This is a genomic window from Pseudarthrobacter sp. SORGH_AS 212, assembly GCF_030818145.1.
GTDB lineage: Bacteria > Actinomycetota > Actinomycetes > Actinomycetales > Micrococcaceae > Arthrobacter.
On sequence record NZ_JAUTAA010000001.1, the window covers coordinates 2,360,964 to 2,378,782 of the forward strand.

Consider the following 17,819-nt stretch of genomic DNA (forward strand, 5'->3'; position numbering starts at 1 on the left):
ATGTGGCTGTGGATATCCCATACGGTAATTTGGGACGGTGCTGATCTCAGACCGCGATATTCGTGCCGAAATAGACTCCCAGCGGATCGTGCTGGAACCGTTCGAGCCCGCGATGGTGCAGCCGTCGTCGGTGGACGTCCGGATCGACAAGTTCTTCAGGCTTTTCGACAACCACAAATACGCCCACATCGACCCCGCGCAGGAGCAGCCGGAGCTGACGCGGCTGGTGGAGGTTGAGCAGGACGAGGCCTTTATCCTGCACCCGGGCGAGTTCGTCCTGGGCTCCACTTACGAGACCGTCACCCTCCCGGATGACATCGCAGCCCGGCTGGAAGGCAAGTCCTCGCTGGGCCGCTTGGGGCTCCTGACGCACTCCACCGCAGGCTTCATCGACCCTGGCTTCTCAGGCCACGTGACGCTGGAACTGTCCAACATGGCCACGCTGCCCATCAAACTGTGGCCCGGCATGAAGATCGGCCAGCTCTGCTTCTTCCGGCTCAGTTCCTCGGCGGAATTCCCCTACGGCCAGGGCGAATACGGAAACCGTTACCAGGGGCAACGGGGCCCCACCGCCAGCCGGAGCCACCTGAACTTCCACCGCACCCGCATCTAGCGCAACCGGCACTCCGCACCAATTACGACTACGCCTGCGCCGGGACCTGCCGCGTTCGCGATGACGCCTTGACCAGGGGTTCCACGAAGCGCGCCGCCAACGGACCGATGACGGCCATCAGCAGGACGTAGGCGGTGGCCAGGGCGGCAAGGTTGGACGGCACGGCGCCTGAGGTGACGGCCAGCCCGGCGATCACGATCGAGAACTCGCCGCGGGCTATGAGCGTGGCACCGGCCCGGAAACGTCCGGGCCGGGCAATCCCTTCGCGTTTGGCTGCCCAGATTCCGGTGGCCATCTTGGTTGCTGCTGTGAGCGCCGCCAGCACCAGGGCCCACCCCAATACCGGCGGAATGGACGTGGGATCGGTATTCAGTCCGAAGGCCACGAAGAAGATGGCGGCGAACAGGTCGCGCAGCGGTTCGAGGATGCGGGTGGCGTTGTGGGCGGTGGCGCCGGAGATGGCAATGCCGAGCATGAAGGCGCCCACCGCTGCGGAGACCTGCATGGCAGAGGCCAGGCCGGCCACCAGGAGCGCGGCGCCCAGCACGTTGAGCAGGAACACCTCCGAGTTTTCGCTGTGCACGGCCTTGGACACATGGTGGCCGTGCCGCAGCGCCACCATGAGCACCGCAGTGACCACAGCCAACGCAATGGCCACGGTGGTCAGTCCGCCCAGGAAACTGACGCCCGCGAGGGTGGCCGTCAGGATGGGGAGGTAGACGGCCATGGCCAGGTCTTCGAACACCAGGATGGACAGCACCACCGGTGTTTCACGGTTGCCCAGCCGGCCCAGGTCCGTGATGACCTTCGCGGCGATTCCGGACGAGGAAATGTAGGTGACCCCGCCCATCACCATGGCCCCCACGCCGCCCCAGCCCAGGAACAGGGCCAGTGCCGCTCCCGGGATGAAGTTGAGGACGAGGTCCAGCACGCCGGCCTGCCACGACCGCCGCAGGCCCGTGAACAGCTCCGCCGCCGTATATTCCAGTCCGAGCATAAGCAGGAGCAGGATGACGCCGATCTCGCCGGAAAGGTGTGCGAACTCGTGCATGCCTTCGAGCTTCACCACGCCACCGGCGCCGAAAGCGAGCCCGCCCAGCAGGTAGAGCGGGATGGGCGACATTCCGATCCGTCCGGCCAGCCTGGCCAACAGGCCAAGGCAGAACACAACGGCCCCCAGTTCGATGAGGGTCAGGGCCAGAGGGTCCATAGGGGTCAGCCGTGGCGCAGGATGTCGGCCGCCGAATCGAGGCCTTTCAGGGTTCCGACAGCAACCAGCAGGTCACCGGTATGCAGGATCACGTCGGGTCCGGGCGAGGGCAGGACCTCCCCTTCGCGCATGATGGCAACGATGGAGACGCCGCATCGGGTCCGGATGCACGCCTTGCCCATGGGCTGGTTCTGGAACGGGGACTCCGGGGCGATGGAGAACTGCCGGGTGACGATGCCCGGGACGTCCTTGTGCTCCTCCGTCAGCTTCATGGCGAGGTGCTGGCCGCCCAGCAGGTTGCCCAGGGTGGCGGCCTCATCGCTGGTCAGCGGAATGGAAGCCTGGCACGTATCGGGATCGTCCCATGTGGAGACGATGAGCTCGGTCTGGCCTTCCCTTAGCTCCACCACGCCGATCCGGCGTCCGGAAGCTGTCATGAAGTCCTTCCGGCGGCCGAGGCCGGGAAGGTTCGTTTCATCCACGTTCATGGCTAAAGCCTAGTCTTCCGGAGCGTTGCGTGGTGGGGGTCAGGCGGAGGGGACGACGGCGATGGGAGCCTTGTCCGGGGACTTCACCGGCAGCAGGACCAGCAGCCCGGCGAGCAGGACCACCATGATGCCCAGGATGCCCCAGCGCTGCGCCTCGCCGGCCGCCACCAGCGGGGTTGCCACGGTGATGCACAGCGTGAAGAGGGCCGGCGCCAGGAAGCTGACGGCCCGGCCGGTGGTGGCGTAGAGGCCGAACAGTTCGCCGGACTCCCCGTGCGGTGCGAGCCGGGCGAGGTAGGCCCGCGATGACGACTGCGCCGGGCCCACGAACAGGCAGAGGAACAGGCCGAACACCCAGAACGTGGTGCTGCCCGCCCAATCCATGCCGAAGAAGGAATAGTCGCCGTTACCCAGCACCAGGATCACGGTCCCGGCCACGAGCAGGCCCGCGAGCGAGCCGATAATGACGGCCTTCGGGCCCACCCTGTCGTCCAGGAACCCGCCGATGATGGCTCCGAATGCTGCCACCACATTGCCGAAAATGGCGAAGAAGATGACCTGTGACAGCTCGAACCCGAAGGTGCCCGCGGCGATGATGCCGCCGAAGGTGAACACCGCGGCCAGCCCGTCACGGAACACCGCGCTGGCCAGCAGGAAGTAGATGGTGTGCGGGCTGGTGGCGTAGATGGCGCGGATCCGGCGGAAGAGCAGCCGGTAGCTGGCGACGATGCCGAGGCGGGCTGCCTGGCCGGTCCGGGGCAGTTCCGGGACCGCGAACAGGACCGGCAGGGCAAAAATGAAGAACCACAGGGCCGAGAACACGGCCACCAGCCGGATGTTCAGGCTGTCCTGGGTGGAAGCGCCGAACCACTCGAAGCTGGGCTGGACGAACAGCTGCAGGACGATCAGCAGGGCCACGATGCCGCCCAGGTACCCGGCACCCCAGCCGATGCCGCTGACCTTGCCGATGTTCCGGGGGGTGGAAATCTGGGCCAGCATGGCGTTGTAGTTGACCCCGGCGAATTCGAAGAACACGTTGCCCAGTGCGATCAGCGTGACGCCCAGCAGCAGGAATTCCGGCTGCGGGAAGACGAAGAAACACAGCGCGGTGAGGACGGCGACGGCGGCCGTGTTGACTCCCAGCCACAGCTTCCGCCTGCCGCCGGCGTCGGAGCGCTGCCCGGTGACGGGGGCCAGCAGCGCGATGGCGAGGCCCGCCACGGCGAGGGCGGCGCCGAGGACCGCCGAGGCCTCGTCCTTGCCGCCGAAAGCGTTGGACGTGAGGTAGACGGTAAACACAAAGGTGGTCATCACGGCGTTGAAGGCTGCCGAACCCCAGTCCCAGGATGCCCAGGCCAGGATCCGGCCCTTGCTGGATACTTGGTTGCCGGTTGCTAGTTCCGAGGACGGCTGTATGGCCCGGGGAGCGCTGGCGCTGTTCATAGCTGCATCGTATCCGCCGAGGGCGAACAGGACGCGGACCGAAGCCCTGACTGGCGCGGAATGACGCGCGGCGGCCGGGAAACCGCGACGGGTCAGGCGCCCGGACTTGATAAACTGTGGATTCCCGAACCCGACATTTTGCCGCCTGCTCCAACTTTTGACAATCGAATCCCTGACGTTGCGGAGATACCAGTGATCACAGTCCTTGCCGTGCACTTTTCGGTGGCTGTGCTGGCGCCGTGGTTCTTCAGGAAGTGGGGCCGCAACGGCATTCTACGCTCTGGCAGCCGTTCCCGCTGCCTCGTTCGTCTGGCTCCTGTTCCAGTACGGCCCGGTCTACTCCGGGCAGGGTGCGGTGTCCGAGGTTGTCCCCTGGATTCCCGGCCTCCACCTCGAGTTCGCTTTCCGCATGGACCCGCTGGCCTGGGTGATGTCACTGTTGGTGCTGGGCGTTGGTGCCCTGGTGCTGCTCTACTGCGCCCGGTACTTCAAACGGAAGGATCAGGACCTTGGCGCGTTCGGCGCGCAGCTCCTGGCCTTCGCCGGCGCCATGTTCGGCCTGGTGGTGGCCGATGACCTGCTGCTGCTCTTCATTTTCTGGGAACTCACCACCATCCTGTCCTACCTGCTGATCGGCTTTGCCCGCACCAGGCTGGCGGCCCGTCGCTCGGCGCTGCAGGCCCTCATGGTCACCACCGCCGGCGGGCTGGCCATGCTGGTGGGGATCATCATGCTGGGCCAGACGGCCGGAACCTACCGCCTTTCAGCCATCCTCGAACAGGCCCACGTGCTCGCGGAAGGCCCGTCCGGCGCCATGGTGAGCGCCGCCGTCGTGCTCATCCTGGTGGGCGCCATCACCAAGTCCGCGCTGGTGCCCTTCCACTTCTGGCTTCCCGGCGCCATGGCCGCCCCCACCCCGGTCAGCGCGTACCTGCACGCCGCCGCCATGGTGAAGGCCGGCATCTACCTGGTGGCACGGCTGGCGCCCGGATTCGCGGAAACGGCCTACTGGCAGCCCGTGGTGCTGGGCCTGGGCCTGGCCACCATGCTGGTGGGCGGCTACCGTGCGCTGCGCCAGACAGACATCAAACTTATCCTCGCCTACGGCACCGTCAGCCAGTTGGGCTTCCTCACCATGGTGGTGGGCCTTGGCACGCCGGACGCCGCGCTGGCCGGCCTGGCGATGCTGCTCGCCCACGGCCTCTTCAAAGCCACGCTCTTCCTGGTGGTCGGCATCATCGACCACCAGTCCGGAACGCGCGATGTCCGGAAGCTCTCCGGCGTCTTCCGGTCCTCCCGCGCCTTGGGGATCGTGGCCGGCATCGGTGCCGCGTCCATGGCCGGCGTCCCCTTCCTTGCCGGGTTCGTGGCCAAGGAATCCGTGCTGGAAGCGTTCGTCCACCACGCCGGGGACCCTGACGCCGGACCGTGGGGCATGGTGGTCCTGGTGGGGCTGGTCCTGGGTTCCGTCCTCACGTTCGCGTACAGCGCCCGGTTCATGTGGGGCGCCTTCGCCGTCAAACCCGGCGTGGAGCCCACCCAGTTTAAGGCCGTTCGGCCTTCCTTCATCGCAGCCCCGGCCGTCCTGAGCATCCTCACCATCGCCTACGGCCTGTGGCCGGCGCCGGTTGACGCCTGGATCCAGCCTTACGCCGCGCTGTTCGCGTCCACCGCGCCCGACGCCGAAACGCCGGGCGATCAGGCCGGGCACCTGGCGCTGTGGCACGGATTGACCCCCGCACTTGGCCTGACGGCGCTCACCTTTGTGTTCGGCGCTGCCATGTACTTCGGCCGCAACGCCGTGGCCCGGGCGCAGGCGCTGGTCCCGGACTGGGTGGATGCCGACCGCGCCTACCAGCTGACCATCGGTGCGCTGGACGACATCGCCGTGTGGATCACCGGCCGGACCCAGCGCGGTTCGCTGTACTACTACCTCGCCGTCATCCTCACGGTGGCGTTCGTCCTGCCGCTGAGCGCCATCCTCTTCGCCGGCAAGCCGCTTCCGGACAATATTTATCTGGTGGATCCGGGCTCTCCGCTGCAGATCGTCGCGGGAATCGGCATCGTGATCGGCGCCCTCGCGGCCGTCAAGGCGAACAAGCGCTTCCTTGCCGTCCTGATGGTATCGGTCACCGGCTACGGCATCGCCCTGATGTTCGCCCTCCAAGGAGCCCCGGACCTGGCACTGACGCAGATGCTGGTGGAAACCATCATTCTGGTGGCCTTCGTCCTCGGCATGCGCCGCCTCCCGCCTGAACTGCGGGACCGGACAGGGGGCAAATACCGTGTGGTCCGTGTCATCATCGGCGCAGCCTTCGGGGCCACCATGGTGTTCGCGGCCATCTACGCCATGGGCGCCCGCGTGGCCCAGCCCATCTCCCTGCAGTTCCCGCAGCTGGCCTACGAAGGCGGCGGCGGACTGAACATCGTCAACGTCACGCTCGTGGACATCAGGGCCTGGGACACCTTCGGTGAGATCACCGTGCTGGCACTGGCCGCCACAGGTGTTGCGAGCCTCATCTTCGTCCGCGGCCGCGGCGACCGCCTGCGGGCCTCGGCCTCGGTGGCTGAAGGAACCGTGGGCCGGTTCCACGACGTGGACCCGGGTTCCCGGGACGGGGCCGCCCTGGCCATCAGCAGGAAGTTCGCCACGGCCACCCGGGACGCCTGGCTGGTGGCCGGCCGGACGCTGGCACCCGAACGCCGCTCCATCATCTTCGAAGTGGTCACCCGGCTGGTCTTCCACTCGCTGGTGATCTTCTCGCTCTACCTCCTGTTTGCCGGCCACAACCTGCCTGGCGGCGGCTTCGCAGGCGGCCTGACAGCCGGCCTGGCGCTGACCATCCGCTACCTGGCCGGCGGGCGGTTCGAACTCAGCGAAGCAACTCCCGTCAGCGCCGGTGGCCTGCTGGGCATCGGCCTGGCCACGGCCGCAGGCTCCGGTGTTGCCCCGCTCTTCCTGGGCGGCCAGGTGTTCCAGAGCGCCATCATCCAGTTCTGGCTGCCCGTGTTCGGGGACATCAAGTTCGTCACGTCCACCATCTTCGACATTGGCGTATACATCGTGGTGGTGGGACTGGTGCTGGACGTGCTGCGCAGCCTCGGCGCTGAAGTGGACGAACACATCGAGGAGCGGGGCTCCGAACCCGCAGAGTACGAGGAACCCGAAGACATGCCAGCCGAAACCATCTCAGGGGGCAAGGCATGAGCATCAACCTCGCCCTGCTCCTGGTCATGGGTGCCCTGTATGCCTGCGGCATCTACCTGATCCTGGAGCGCAGCCTCACCCGCGTCCTGCTGGGGCTCATGCTCCTGGCCAACGCCACCAACCTGCTGATCCTGGCCACCGGCGGCTACTCCGGCCTGGCTCCGATGTTCTCCAAAGACACCGCTGCCGGGGACTACAACGATCCCCTGCCGCAGGCGCTGATCCTGACGTCCATCGTGATCTCGTTCGCGGTGACCGCCTTCATGCTGGGCATCATCTACCGGACCTGGGTACTGGCACGCGAGGACGAAATCCAGGACGACCTGGAAGACCTCCGCGTCGCCGAAACCCCCAGCTTCGACGCCGAGGACGACGCCGAGATCCCCGCCGAAACATCCGAATTCCCGCTCACCATGCTGGGGGGCGACGGGCAGGACATCTCAGACCACCGACCGGGCTCCGGCGATGAAACGTCCGGCGGCCGTGAGGCCGGCGCCCGGGTACACGGCGGCACTGCCACCGTGCTGGCGGGCGATCGCGAGATGCCCACCGAGCACGCGGCCCAGGAAGAAAAACCCGGCTCACCCAACGTCAAGCCCAGCCCGGAAGGAGGCGGACAGTGAACATCGCCAGTCTGGCCCCGCTCGCCGTCGTACTTCCCATCCTGGGCGCCGCCCTGACCTTTCTGCTGATCCGGCACTCCCGTGCCCAGCGGGCCGTCAGCATCGGGCTGCTGTCCCTGACCCTGCTGCTCGAATGCTTCCTGATGGCGGCGGTGTGGGACGGCGGAACCGTGGCCGTCAGCATCGGCGGATGGATTCCGCCGTGGGGCATCGTGCTGGTGGTGGACCAGTTCTCGTCACTGATGCTGGTGGTTTCCTCCGCGGTGAGCCTCGCGGTCCTCGTCTACGCCACGGGCCAGGGCATGGCCGACGGCGACAAGGACGCACCGGTGTCCATCTTCCACCCCACCTACCTGATCCTGGTGGCCGGGGTGTCCAACGCCTTCCTCTCCGGCGACCTCTTCAACCTGTATGTAGGCTTCGAGATCCTGCTGACCGCAAGCTACGTCCTGATGACCCTCGGCGGCACCGGGCCCCGCATCCGCGCCGGCGTCACCTACGTGGTGGTGTCCGTGGTGTCCTCGGTGCTGTTCCTGATTTCCATCGCCATGGTCTACGGGGCCACCGGAACCGTGAACATGGCGGACCTGGCCATCAAGCTCGGCGAACTGGACCAGGGCACCAAGACCCTCCTGCACGTGATGCTGCTGGTGGCGTTCGGCATCAAGGCCGCCGTCTTCCCGCTGTCCTTCTGGCTGCCTGACTCCTACCCCACGGCCCCCGCCCCGGTCACCGCCGTGTTCGCAGGCCTGCTTACCAAGGTGGGCGTGTACGCCATGGTCCGCACCGAGACCCTGCTGTTCCCCGGAGACACCCTGAACACGCCGCTGATGATCGCGGCGCTGCTGACCATGGTGGTGGGGATCCTGGGTGCCCTGGCGCAGAGCGACATCAAACGTCTGCTCTCGTTCACCCTGGTCAGCCACATCGGCTACATGGTGTTCGGGCTGGCCATGTCCTCGGTTGTAGGCCTCGCGGCCGCCATCTTCTACGTTGCCCACCACATCACCATCCAGACCAGCCTGTTCCTGGTCACCGGCCTGATCGAACGCCGCGGAGGCAGCTCCTCGGTGGACCGGCTGGGCGGGCTGGCCAAGATCTCGCCGCTGCTGGCGATCCTGTTCTTCATTCCCGGCATGAACCTGGCCGGCATCCCGCCCTTCTCCGGCTTCCTCGGCAAGGTGGGCCTGCTGCAGGCCGGCGTGGAACTGGGAACCCCGCTGGCCTACGCCTTGGTGATCGGCGGCGTGGTGACCAGCCTCCTGACACTGCTGGCGGTGGCCAGGGTCTGGAACCGTGCCTTCTGGCGGCGTCCTGCCGACGCCGAACACCCGGACCCCGTCCTGCTGGCCGTCCCGGGGCAGCCGGTGGAAGGGGAAGCCCTGGACGACGATGCCCCGGCGGACCGTGCCGGCAGGACGGGCCTGGCCGCACCGGTCCTCAGCCGGGCGGGAAGCGGTGGCGGCAGCACGCTGGTGAGGTCCACGCTGATGCCCCGCACCATGGTGGGGCCCACCGCCGGCCTGGTGGTCCTGGGCATGGCGCTGACCGTCTTTGCAGGGCCCCTGTTCGGGCTGTCCGACCGGGCAGCGGCAGAGATGCTGGACCGTGGCCCCTACATCCACGCCGTCCTGGGTGAGGACGTAACGGTGCCGGCCGTTGGAGCCCCCGCGGGAGCAGGAAAATGAGCCGCCGCCGTATTTCCCTGCGCCAGGAGCTTCCGCTCCTCGTCTGGCTGGTCATCGTCTGGGGCGCCCTCTGGCAGGACTTCAGCCCCGGCAACCTGCTGTTCGGGGCGCTGCTGGCCATCGCCGTCGCCCGGCTGTTCTACCTGCCGCCCGTGGAGCTCAGCGGACGCTTCAACATCCGGCACGCCATCCCCTTCGCCATGATGTTCCTGGGCCGGGTGGTGGTGGCCAGTTTCCAGATCCTGTACCTCGCCGCCGTCCGCGGGCCCAAGGTGCACAACGCGGTGGTGGCCGTGACGCTGCGGAGCCACCAGGACCTTATCGTCACCGCCACCGGCCACGTGATCTCGCTGATCCCGGGCTCGCTGGTGGTGGAGGTGGACCGGTCAACCTCCACGCTGTACCTGCACGCCATCAACATCAGCTCCGCAGAGGACGTGGAAAACCTGCGCAATGAAGTGCGTACCATCGAAGCCGGGCTCATCCGGATCATGGGCACCAACGAAGAACTCGCCATCGTACGGGCGGAGGCCGCAGCATGATGCAGGTGGTCCTGGCCGTTACGGCCGTCATCCTCTCCCTCGCCGCCGGCGGGGCGATCATCCGGATTGCCCGCGGCCCATCGCTGCTGGACCGGGTGCTGGCCTCGGACGTCCTGCTGGCCATCCTGGGGGCGGCGCTGTGCATTGACATGGCCGTGAACCGGCACCTGAACAACCTGATGCTGGTGGTGGCCATCTCCGTGATCGGCTTCATCGGGTCAGTGACCGTTGCACGCTTCGTGGCCGACCGGCGGGAGCACCCCAGTGAGCCCTGACATGCTAACCCCGGACCTGACCAGCGTGGATGGCTGGATCGACGTGGTGTCCGCCGTGTTCATGCTGGTGGGAGCCATCATGTCCCTGGGCGCCGCCATCGGCCTGCTGCGCTTCCCGGACCTCCTGAGCCGCATGCACGCCGCCACCAAGCCGCAGGTGCTGGGACTGTTCCTGCTGCTGGCCTCCATCGGGCTGCAGATGCGCACATGGTGGGTGTGGCCGGTCCTGGTGGTTGCCTGGATCTTCCAACTGCTGACCGTTCCCGTGTCCGCCCACATGGTGGGCCGCGCCGGCTACCGTACCAAGCACCTGCACCGGGAACTGCTGACCTCGGACGAACTTGATGCGGTGGTGCAGAAAGCCGCCGCCCAGGCCGCCCGTGAGGACGGCGGGGACGACGGCTCAACCCGCTGAAGCCAGCCGGCGTGCGGGGACATCGTGGGTGTTTAGACGATGTCCTGTGTCTTGGCGAAGCGGGTGATGGCGCGCTGCGTGCCGCGGTTGGCCAGGACCTGGATGATGGTGCTGACGAACGCCGAGATCAGCGCGAACGTCAGGGCCGAGCGAAGGCTGGTGGGGACGTCCTCGCCCTTGCCGGTGGGCGGCTTGTTGCCGGTGGTTTTTTCCCAGATGGTGTTGACCAGCTTGGTGCCGGCAAATCCTGCACCCAGGCTTACGCCGGTGCCGAGCAGCTTGATGAGAAGGTTCATTCCTAGTACTCCTTGCGGGCGGTAAAACGGTCTGCACCCCACCCTACTGGCTAAGTTCCTACGGCGCGGGGAGGAGCCCTTCCCATGCCACTGTCCAGTCCGGCGGGAAGCCGGGAGCATGCCGCGCCGGGCCGCCATCCCACCCCGCGGCCATGAGTGCCACCGCGGCCAACAGCCCGCCGTTGCCGGGCAGGTACAGCGGGAGCGATTCCGTCTGCCGGTTGTGCCCGTTGGGCAGGACCAGGTTCTTCGCCGCGTCCATCAACAGCGCGTCCACGGCGGCCTCAGGGTCTTCCAGCCGGGCGGCCGTCATGGCCATCACGGGGTAGTCCCAGCCCCAGGTGCTGTCCCAGTCCCAGCCGGCCAGTACGTCATCCAGCGTGGCCCGCATTATTTCCGGGTCCACCAGGTCTGTCCGGGGCAGCACCCCGAGGCCGCACAGCATCGAGGGGTGGTCCGTGCGGATGGTGAAGGGCTCGACGTCGATCGCCGCGTACACTCCGTCCACCACCCTGGGTGGGACCATGCCGTCCGCTACCGCCGCCCAGGTGCGCTCGGCAGCCAGGCCCAGCCGCTCCCGCCACACATTCGCCACCCGGAGGGCCCACTGCCAGTAGGCAAGTTCGAACGTGGGGTTGGTGACCGTTCCGCGCACCGACTCGTAGCTCTCCTGCGCCGGCACCAGGGGCGGGCCCAGTTCAAAACCCCGGTCCGTGGGGTGTGCGAATGCGGCCATGAATTCTGCGGTTTCGAAAACCACCGTGGCGAATTCCTCGAGGAGCTCCTGTGATGGTTCGGCCCGGTAGGCCAGTTCCGCCAGATGGATGGGGTGCGGCTGCTGCCAGACCAGGAAGGTACCGATGGGGCTGGGACTTTCCCGCCCGTCCGGACCCACCTGCTTGGGCCAGCGGACGCCGTCGAACCCTTGGGCTTTGGCTGTCTGCCGGGCAGGTTCCAGGACGGACGCGTACCAGCGGAGGGCGGGCAGCAGGAGCTCCGTCCGGTTCCACATGGCGAAGTGGGCGGCATGCCACCAGTGCATCTCGAGGTGGAAGCGGCCGCGCCACGAATTGCAGACCAGCCCCGTCTCCTGCGGCGGCAGCGACCCGGAGCAGTTGATGGCCGTGAGGTACTGGGAGAGCACCGCCCGGCGTTCGATCTCGCCGGCCCGCGGATCGGCTGTTCCGGAGAGGTCGACGGCGCCGCCTGACTTCCAGAATTCCGGCCACGCCGTGCGGGACGCGGCAATAGTGGCACTCCCCGGTACCGATGCCAGTTCCGGGGCCGGCCCCGATGCCGGCGCCGAAAGCCCGCCGATGCCGCCGCTGCCGCGGGGAAGACAGTCACCCCGCCCCGTGCTGATGAAGTGCACGCTGAAATCGAGGCTGTCCTGCCCCGCCGCGGCCCGGATGAGCACTTCGTGCGGGCCGGACTGTTCGAGTTCCAGCCCCGCGCCGCTGACGGCCACCTGGTATCCGGAACTGTCCAGGCGGCGCGAAATCAGCCAGCGCCGGTTGGGGCCGCCGGCGTGCCGTTCCTCAACGGTGGTGGTGTGTGCGGCGGGGCTGTTCCAGTCGGCTGCGTTATGCCAGGCTTCGGAACCGTAGGGGAAGGCCAGGGATACGGCGAGGCCGTCCGCGAGGGCGGGGGAGAGGATGCGGAAGCCCAGCTCGTCCCTGTCCGGGCGGCAGGCCGTGGTGACATTGACCGGACTGCCGTGCAGGGTGAAGATGCTGGTGGCCGTGCCCGTCCAGAGGTCCAGGACCTGGTGTGCGCCGGTGATGTCGCTCCCGGCGAGCGGAGGGGCGTCCCTGCCCGGGAGCGCCAAGCCGATCCGGCCCAGGTCCAGCCGGTGGGGGTTGGCGCGGAGCCAGGTTTCCGCCCGCGATGACTGGGTTTCGCGGCCATCCACGATGGCGCCCACCATGTCCACGTAGGGGACCGGGCCGCGCGGTGAATCGTAGGGGACTGTGGAACCGGCAAGAGTGTACTCCTGTTCCGGCAGGATGGCGTGCCAGCCCCACTGTGCCTGCGTGCCCAGCAGGGTGCCGGGCGGCAGGTCGTCGCGGGCAGCTACCGGGTATTCCCCGGGAAGGGTCTGCATGCCGGTCAGGTCCATGGTGAAGCAGAACTCACCGTTGCCCACCGAGGCGGGGCTCCGCGGATCGAGGCTGTCCTGTTCCACGTTGTGGCGCCGTACCAGCGCTTCGCGGTTGATCACGGTCTGCTGGCTGTGCACGTCGCACGCACTCCTTGGCTCATGCCTGGGCCAGGTCCGGCAGCAGGCAGCTCAGAAAACGCTTTCCCGCCCAATCCTTGTAAGAACGCCGGGCAGTGTCAACCAGCGGTCCTGAGTACCCCGCGCATCGCTTCCACCACAAGGTCGTGGTCCGCTACCTGCGGGAGTCCGGACACGGTCACCGTGGCAACCGCGCCTACGCCCGAGACGTAGACCGGGAATGCACCGCCGTGGGCGGCGTAACGGGACTGGTCGAACCACGCATTGTCCTCGATCCGGCCGCCACGGGCCCTGCCGCGCAGGCCCACCAGCAATGACGGCACCTCGTAGCGGGCGGCCGTACGCTGCTTCGCGCGGACCCAGTGTTCGTTGTCCGGGGTGGCTCCGGGGAGCGCAACGTGGAAGAGGACCTGCTCGCCCTTGGTGATGTCGATGGCGATGGGAAGATTCCGCTCCTTGCCGAGCTCCACCAGGAGCAGGCCAAGGTTAAGGGCGTCGTCGGGCGAAAAGCCGGGGAACTGCAATTCCCGGATCTCCGCCTCAATCCGGCTGATCAGGGCCTGGAGCGAGCCCTCCGGCTGGGCGTCGGTGGAGTCGGGATCGTAGGCAGTCACATCTGGCGGGTTGGCAGTCATGGCCCACAATCTACCGCCCTCCAGGTGTAAACTTGAGCACGCCCGGAAGGGCGCGAAAAATTCAAACGCAACACATCCACAGCATCATCAACAACACATTAACGACAGGGGAGCGCCGCCGTCGGCCCCGGCACCAGCCGGGAAACGCAGGCGGGCGCTGAGAGTGCGGACAGCCGCAGACCCTCGAACCTGATCCGGTTAGTACCGGCGCAAGGGAGTCGAGTTCTCGAAGTGCGCGGAAAATGGCGGCAGCAGCCGGCACCAGCGTCCACTTTCCCCTCCTGTTTTCCAGGAGGATCACATGACTACTTCAGCAATCAAAAAGCCCGCCAGCAGGTCCTGGCGCGTCGTGGACATTGTGGTGGCGGCCCTGATCGCCATCGCCGGCGGCGTCATCTTCTGGGCCTGGTCCCAGGGAACCGCCGCGATTTCGGCGCCGATGAACGCGGCCTACCCGCCCCTCACCGGCCTGTTGGCCGGCGGTTGGATGATCCCGGCGGTCCTGGGCATGCTCATCATCCGCAAGCCCGGAGCTGCCCTGTTCTGCGAGACGGTCGCCGCCACCGGCGAGTTGCTCATGGGCTCCCAGTACGGCGCCTCCGTGCTGTTCTCCGGGTTCGTCCAGGGCCTGGGTGCCGAGATCATCTTCGCCATCTTCGTCTACCGGAAATTCAACCTCCCGGTCTCCCTCCTGGCCGGTGCCGCGGCTGGCCTCTTCTGCGGCCTGAACGACTCCTTCGCGCCGTGGGGCTGGAACATCGCCTACCCGGGCGGTGACAAGCTCGCGTACATCGTCTTCACGGTTATTTCCGGGGCCATCATCGCCGGCGCGCTCGCCTGGATCGCCACCCGCGGCCTTGCCCGGACCGGTGTGCTGAGCTCCTTTGCATCCCGGAAGGCCGCTACGGAGCCCGTTTTCTCCTGATGCCGGCACCTTCCCACGCCGCCGCGCCCCGAACGGTGCGGCCGGCGACGGTCACCGCCCGCGGTTGGGGCTGGCGGCACGCGGGCCGCACCACACCGGCCGTCCACGCCCTCGACCTCGATATCAGCCCGGGTGAGCGCGTACTCCTGCTTGGCCCGTCCGGGGCAGGAAAATCGACGCTCCTCCATGCGCTCGCCGGGGTGCTGGGCGATGCGGACGACGACGGCGAGGCAGGTGAGTCCGACGAAACCGGTTCGTTGCTGGTCGACGGCGGCCCGCCCCGCGGCCAGCGGGGCCGCGCGGGCCTCATGCAGCAGGACCCCGAGACCCAGGTGGTCCTCTCCCGGGTAGGCGACGACGTCGCCTTCGGCGCCGAAAACCTTGCCGTGCCCCGCGACGCCATCTGGCCGCGCGTGCATGAGGCGCTGGCCGACGTCGGCCTGTCCCACCTGCCGCTGGACCACCCGACGTCGGCTCTGTCCGGCGGGCAGAAACAGCGACTGGCGCTTGCCGGCATCCTCGCGATGCGCCCCGGGCTGATCCTGCTGGATGAACCCACCGCCAACCTGGACCCGGCCGGCGTGCTCGAAGTCCGGGACGCCGTGGCCCGCTGCCTGGACAAGACCGGCGCCACGCTGGTGGTGGTCGAACACCGGGTGTCCGTGTGGAAGGACCTCGTGGACAGGATCGTTGTGCTGCAGCCCGGCAGTGGCGCCAACCCCGCGGTGCTCCTTGACGGCCCGCCGGACCGGGTGCTGGCCGAAGCGCGGACCATGCTGACGGCCGCCGGCGTGTGGGTTCCCGGGTATGTTCCGTCCACCCGCGGGCGGGCCGCGGAACAGGCACCCGGGGCCGGAGGCCTCCTCCTGGCCGCCGAAAACCTGGGCGTCTCCCGGCAACGCCCGCGCCGCATGGGCCTCCGGAAAGTCCCACCGGTGCCGGTGCAGGAAGGCATTATTGCCCAGGTCCGGGCCGGGCAGGCGCTCGCTGTCACCGGACCCAACGGCGCAGGGAAATCAACCTTCGCGCTGACCCTTGCCGGACTCCTCGAGCCGGTCAACGGGACGGTATCCGCGACGACGGACCTCAGCCGCGGCGCCGGAATCACTCCGTACCAGTGGAAAGCGGAACAGCTGATTGAGCGGATCGGCACGGTCTTCCAGGAACCGGAGCACCAGTTCGTCACCGGCAAGGTCCTGGACGAACTGCTCTTCGGTCCCAGGCACCTGGGGCACGGTGAAGACAGGGTTGATGAGCTGCTGGAACGGCTGCGGCTCACCCACCTGGTGGACGCCAACCCCTACACCCTGTCCGGCGGCGAGAAGCGGCGGCTTTCCGTGGCCACGGTCCTGGCGGCAAGCCCGCAGGTACTGGTCCTGGACGAGCCCACGTTCGGCCAGGATGCCAATACCTGGGCCGAGCTGGCGTCGTTCCTCTCTGAACTCCTGGACGCCGGAACGGCAGTGGTGTCCGTGACCCATGACGCCGAGTTCACCGCGGCCCTCGGCGGCACGGAACTCAAACTTGCAGCGGCGGAAGCGGTGGCGCCATGAGGCAGGAACTGAACCTCCGCGGAAACGCTGCGCTCCTGGCCGGCGCCAACCCGCTGAGCAAACTGGCCGCCGTCGTGCTCATCACCGTGGTCCTGGCACTGTCCATCGACTGGGTGTCCGCGTCCGTGGCACTGTTCTTCGAACTGCTGCTGTTTCCGCTCGCCGGGCTCACGCTGGCGCTGCTGTGGCAACGCGGCTGGCCGCTGATCCTCGCAGCCGCCGTGGGCGGGTGGAGCACCTCCATCCTGGCGCCGGACAGCGGCCGGACACTGATCGACGCCGGCATCTGGACCATGAGCGAAGGCTCGCTGGAGACTGGCGTGGGCTTCCTGCTGCGCGGCCTGGCCATCGCGTTGCCCGCAATACTCCTGGTGAGCTGCACGGACCCCACCGACCTCGCTGATGCGCTGGCGCAGAAGGCCCGGCTGCCGCACCGGTTTGTCCTGGGCACCCTGGCCGCGATGCGCCTCGTGGGGCTGATGGCCGAGGAATGGCAGACCATCGGAATGGCGCGGCGGGCCCGGGGGGTTGGCTCCCGCGGCAGCGTTTTGCAGCGGCTGAAGGCCACCCTGGGGCAGAGCTTCGGGCTGCTGGTCCAGGCGATCAGGCGTGCGTCACGGCTTGCGGTCACCATGGAAGCGCGCGGGTTCGGCGGCGGGCCACGAACGTGGGCCCGTGAATCCACCTACACGCTGTTGGATGCGTGGGTCCTGGCGGGCGGCCTGGCAATGGCCGGCCTGGCCGTCACGGCGGCAGTGACAGCCGGTACCTGGAACATGGTGTGGGCCGGGAACTGACCTGCTAGCTGCAGGCGTAGTTGTAATCCAGCCCGGCGTGGATGAACTGCGTCAGCACCACTTTCCCGCCGCCCGTCAGCGGGGACTTTGAACACGCGGTGGCTGCTGAAGCTGCATTGCGGGATCCCGCCAGCCAGCTGGGCAAGGGGTAGAGGTTGCTGGAACCGCTGACGTTCCCCACGATCCTGTGCCACTGCTGGCCGGTGGAGTAGATACCCACACCTGCTGCGTCGATGCTGTGGAAGAAATCCGTCATGCCTTCCAGGACGGTGCGGTTGGCGTCCTTGCTGCTGGACCAGGTGTTTTCGGTTTCCACATCCAGCCACCAGACGTAGTCCGCGGGGTCGGTCACTCCACGGACGTAGGCTGCGTCAAAGGCCTTGGCGTAGCCGTACATGTAAGCGCAGGCCGTGCCGTAGTCCCCGGCCTTGCAGGAACCGTACGGGTTGTGCACCTTCGAGCCGGTGGGGTATTCGTCGCTGACCGGCCACCAGGAACCGGCCCGCCCGGGATTGGCAGTATTGATGTAGAGCTGCGCCTTGGGCTGCGAGTCGACTGCCCCGGATGACGATTCGGCCCATTCGAGCTGTTCCTGCAGGCAAGGGTTGGTGTTGTTGGCCAAACCGTTATTGACGCCCACGATGGCGAACGCCTGGTCTCGCGGCAGCTCGGCGCCGCACTGCGGCCACGAAACGTCGTTGCCGAGGAGGGGCTGGCTTCCGCCTCCACCTTGCGGCACTGCCGGGGGATCAGTTGGATCAGCCCACACGGGCCCGGCGCAGGTGAAAAGTACTGCTGCCACCAGCAGCCATGCCAGCCTGAACACTGGCAGGTGGGCTCGAGTCCGGGGCATGTCAGGCTCCGTTTTA

General features: G+C 67.5%; 16 protein-coding genes, 1 pseudogene and 1 riboswitch. Of the genes and pseudogenes, 10 read left to right on the top strand and 7 right to left on the bottom strand.

The genetic code is table 11. The annotated features are described in order from the left end of the window. The first annotated feature begins 37 nt into the window (after window positions 1-37). Window positions 38-613 carry a dCTP deaminase gene (dcd, locus tag QE394_RS10780; protein ID WP_015938813.1) on the top strand — a complete coding sequence of 192 codons (576 nt, stop codon included), beginning with the start codon at window positions 38-40 and terminating at the stop codon, window positions 611-613. Between the two features lie 28 nt (window positions 614-641). Here the strand turns inward: dcd and QE394_RS10785 are convergent, their stop codons facing one another. Genes QE394_RS10785 through QE394_RS10795 form a run of 3 tightly spaced genes read right to left on the bottom strand, consistent with a single transcriptional unit; the run spans window position 642 to window position 3,754 of the window. Further along, window positions 642-1,823 carry a cation:proton antiporter gene (locus QE394_RS10785; protein ID WP_349034482.1) on the bottom strand — a complete coding sequence of 394 codons (1,182 nt, stop codon included), beginning with the start codon at window positions 1,821-1,823 and terminating at the stop codon, window positions 642-644. A 5-nt stretch (window positions 1,824-1,828) separates the two neighbouring features. Further along, on the bottom strand, window positions 1,829-2,311 hold the full coding sequence (locus QE394_RS10790; protein WP_056081463.1) for a TrkA C-terminal domain-containing protein: 483 nt from the start codon (window positions 2,309-2,311) through the stop codon (window positions 1,829-1,831). Window positions 2,312-2,350: 39 nt separating this feature from the next. After that, window positions 2,351-3,754, bottom strand: coding sequence for an MFS transporter (locus tag QE394_RS10795; protein ID WP_349034483.1), 1,404 nt, complete (start codon window positions 3,752-3,754; stop codon window positions 2,351-2,353). A 192-nt stretch (window positions 3,755-3,946) separates the two neighbouring features. Here QE394_RS10795 and QE394_RS10800 point away from each other — a divergent pair. The 6 genes and pseudogenes from QE394_RS10800 to mnhG all read left to right on the top strand — a co-directional run bounded on the left by QE394_RS10800 (window position 3,947) and on the right by mnhG (window position 10,505). Next, a pseudogene (locus QE394_RS10800) lies at window positions 3,947-6,962 on the top strand (Na+/H+ antiporter subunit A). Further along, a complete protein-coding gene (locus QE394_RS10805) occupies window positions 6,959-7,585 on the top strand; it encodes a Na(+)/H(+) antiporter subunit C (RefSeq protein ID WP_261619817.1) in 627 nt (208 codons plus the stop codon). Before QE394_RS10800 ends, QE394_RS10805 begins: the two are co-directional and overlap by 4 nt. Continuing rightward, a complete protein-coding gene (locus tag QE394_RS10810; protein WP_349034484.1) occupies window positions 7,582-9,273 on the top strand; it encodes a Na+/H+ antiporter subunit D in 1,692 nt (563 codons plus the stop codon). Before QE394_RS10805 ends, QE394_RS10810 begins: the two co-directional genes overlap by 4 nt. Next, a complete protein-coding gene (locus QE394_RS10815; protein WP_056081446.1) occupies window positions 9,270-9,815 on the top strand; it encodes a Na+/H+ antiporter subunit E in 546 nt (181 codons plus the stop codon). The genes QE394_RS10810 and QE394_RS10815 overlap by 4 nt, the downstream gene beginning before the upstream one ends. Continuing rightward, window positions 9,812-10,090, top strand: coding sequence for a monovalent cation/H+ antiporter complex subunit F (locus QE394_RS10820; protein ID WP_091723671.1), 279 nt, complete (start codon window positions 9,812-9,814; stop codon window positions 10,088-10,090). Before QE394_RS10815 ends, QE394_RS10820 begins: the two co-directional genes overlap by 4 nt. Window position 10,091: 1 nt before the next feature. Then, window positions 10,092-10,505, top strand: coding sequence for a monovalent cation/H(+) antiporter subunit G (mnhG, locus tag QE394_RS10825; protein WP_056081440.1), 414 nt, complete (start codon window positions 10,092-10,094; stop codon window positions 10,503-10,505). A 32-nt stretch (window positions 10,506-10,537) separates the two neighbouring features. Here mnhG and QE394_RS10830 read toward each other — a convergent pair whose 3' ends face one another. The 3 genes from QE394_RS10830 to QE394_RS10840 form a co-directional block, all read right to left on the bottom strand. Continuing rightward, window positions 10,538-10,801, bottom strand: coding sequence for a DUF4235 domain-containing protein (locus QE394_RS10830; protein WP_015938803.1), 264 nt, complete (start codon window positions 10,799-10,801; stop codon window positions 10,538-10,540). 58 nt (window positions 10,802-10,859) lie between these two features. After that, window positions 10,860-13,040 carry a hypothetical protein gene (locus QE394_RS10835; protein WP_349034485.1) on the bottom strand — a complete coding sequence of 727 codons (2,181 nt, stop codon included), beginning with the start codon at window positions 13,038-13,040 and terminating at the stop codon, window positions 10,860-10,862. 98 nt (window positions 13,041-13,138) lie between these two features. Then, complete coding sequence (locus QE394_RS10840) at window positions 13,139-13,675, bottom strand: heme-degrading domain-containing protein (RefSeq protein ID WP_349034486.1); 537 nt, start codon at window positions 13,673-13,675, stop codon at window positions 13,139-13,141. A 96-nt stretch (window positions 13,676-13,771) separates the two neighbouring features. Next, window positions 13,772-13,909: riboswitch (TPP riboswitch) on the top strand. A gap of 67 nt (window positions 13,910-13,976) precedes the next feature. On the opposite strand from QE394_RS10840, the gene QE394_RS10845 reads away from it, so the two are divergent. The 3 genes from QE394_RS10845 to QE394_RS10855 are packed head-to-tail and all read left to right on the top strand — an operon-like array spanning window position 13,977 to window position 16,950. After that, window positions 13,977-14,600 (top strand): ECF transporter S component, encoded by a 624-nt coding sequence (locus QE394_RS10845; RefSeq protein ID WP_056081433.1) that lies wholly within the window; start codon window positions 13,977-13,979, stop codon window positions 14,598-14,600. After that, window positions 14,600-16,153: an ATP-binding cassette domain-containing protein gene (locus QE394_RS10850; RefSeq protein WP_056081430.1), complete on the top strand. Its 1,554-nt coding sequence runs from the start codon at window positions 14,600-14,602 to the stop codon at window positions 16,151-16,153. Before QE394_RS10845 ends, QE394_RS10850 begins: the two co-directional genes overlap by 1 nt. Further along, window positions 16,150-16,950: an energy-coupling factor transporter transmembrane component T gene (locus QE394_RS10855; RefSeq protein ID WP_056081427.1), complete on the top strand. Its 801-nt coding sequence runs from the start codon at window positions 16,150-16,152 to the stop codon at window positions 16,948-16,950. The genes QE394_RS10850 and QE394_RS10855 overlap by 4 nt, the downstream gene beginning before the upstream one ends. 4 nt (window positions 16,951-16,954) lie before the next feature. On the opposite strand, the gene QE394_RS10860 is transcribed toward QE394_RS10855, so the two are convergent. Beyond that, complete coding sequence (locus QE394_RS10860) at window positions 16,955-17,803, bottom strand: hypothetical protein (protein WP_349034487.1); 849 nt, start codon at window positions 17,801-17,803, stop codon at window positions 16,955-16,957. Between the last annotated feature and the right edge of the window lie 16 nt (window positions 17,804-17,819).